Source organism: Micrococcus sp. HMSC31B01, assembly GCF_001816085.1.
Lineage (GTDB): Bacteria > Actinomycetota > Actinomycetes > Actinomycetales > Micrococcaceae > Micrococcus > Micrococcus luteus.
In genome coordinates this window covers 1-1,466 of record NZ_KV825387.1, presented here as the reverse complement: position 1 = coordinate 1,466, position 1,466 = coordinate 1, and the positions used below count along the sequence as shown (strand labels likewise).

1 protein-coding gene is annotated in these 1,466 nt (G+C 77.0%); it reads left to right on the top strand.

The window, feature by feature from the left end:
* A partial coding sequence (locus HMPREF3105_RS11195) for an ABC transporter transmembrane domain-containing protein (RefSeq protein ID WP_141762522.1) occupies positions 1-1,466 on the top strand: 1,466 nt, incomplete at both ends.

Sequence of the window (1,466 nt, the reverse complement as noted above, 5' to 3'; positions counted from 1 at the left end):
GGGCCGCCTCCGGGCCCGACCCGTCGGGCCCGGCCCCCGATGACCCCGGCCGCACTTCGGGCCCTGCCGGCCCTGCTGGCCCTCGCCGTGCTGCGCGCGCTCGGCTGGATCCTGCTCGCCGAATCCCTGGCCCGGCTGATCACCGGCCTGGCGATGACCCTGGACCCCGAGGACTCCGCCCGGCTGCTCGACCTGCTGTTCCACCCGCCGGCCCCCGTGGGCCCTGTGCCCGCCGCGCAGACCCTGAGCGGCCCCGTGCTGCTCGGGGCGGCCGGGGTGGCCCTGCGTGCCCTGGCGGAGGCGGGGCAGCGCGTGGTGGGCCGCCGCGCCGCGCTGGGGGCCCAGCAGCAGGTGCGGGCCGCCGTCGTCGCCCAACGACTGGCCGCCGCCGACGGCGGACGCCCCCGTTCCGGCGCCGATGCCGTCCTGGTCACCCACGGCCTCAAGAGCCTGGACGACCACTACACCGAAGCCCTGCCCGCGCTGGCCGCCACCGCCGTGGTCCCGGCGGCCCTGGGCGTGTGGATCCTCACCCACGACCTCGTCTCCGCCGTGGTGGCCGCCATCACCCTGCCCCTGGTTCCCCTGTTCATGATCCTGGTGGGCCGCCACACCCAGGAGCGCATCGATGCCGCCCAGGACGGGCTCGACCGGCTGGCCGGGCACCTGCTGGAGCTCGCCCGCGGCCTGCCGGTGCTCGTCGGACTCCACCGGGCCGGCGTCCAGCGCCGCGCTCTGCAGGAGGTCTCCCAGCGGCACCACGCGGCCACGATGGTCACGCTGCGCACCGCATTCCTCTCCGGTCTCGCCCTCGAGCTGATCGCCTCCCTGTCCGTGGCCGTCATGGCGGTGTTCATCGGACTGCGCCTGGTGAACGGGCAGATGGCGCTTCTCGACGGCCTGGTGGTCCTCATCCTCGCCGCCGAGCTCTACCTGCCGCTGCGGGAGGTCGGCGCGGCCTTCCACGCCTCCGAGGACGGCCGCGAGGCCGAGTCCCGCGCCCGGGCCGCGGCCGACGCCCCCGTCCCGGCCCCCGTGCTCGACACGCTCGGGCCGGCCTCCGGGCCGGACCGGGACGGCGGCGTCGTGATTCGGGACCTGAGCGTTCGGCTGGCCGGACGGCAGGTGCTCGGGGGGCTCGACCTCAGCGCGCTCCCGGGTCGCCTGACCGCGCTGGCCGGGCCCTCCGGCACCGGCAAGTCCACCGTCCTGCGTCTGCTGGCCGGCCTGCTGCGCCAGGACGCCGCCGAGGCCACCGGCCGGGTCGCCGGAGTCGACACGGAACGCACCCTCTGGATCGGGCAGCACCCCGTGCTGACCGAGCGCACGGTCGCCGGCGAACTGGACCTGGCCGCCGGGGGTGCGCTGCCCGGTCCCGTTCGCTCCGCCGTGCTGGCCGCCGTGGCGCTCGAGGGTCTCCAGGAGCGGGACCCGGCCGATCTGAGTCCGGGGGAGTGCCGGCGGGG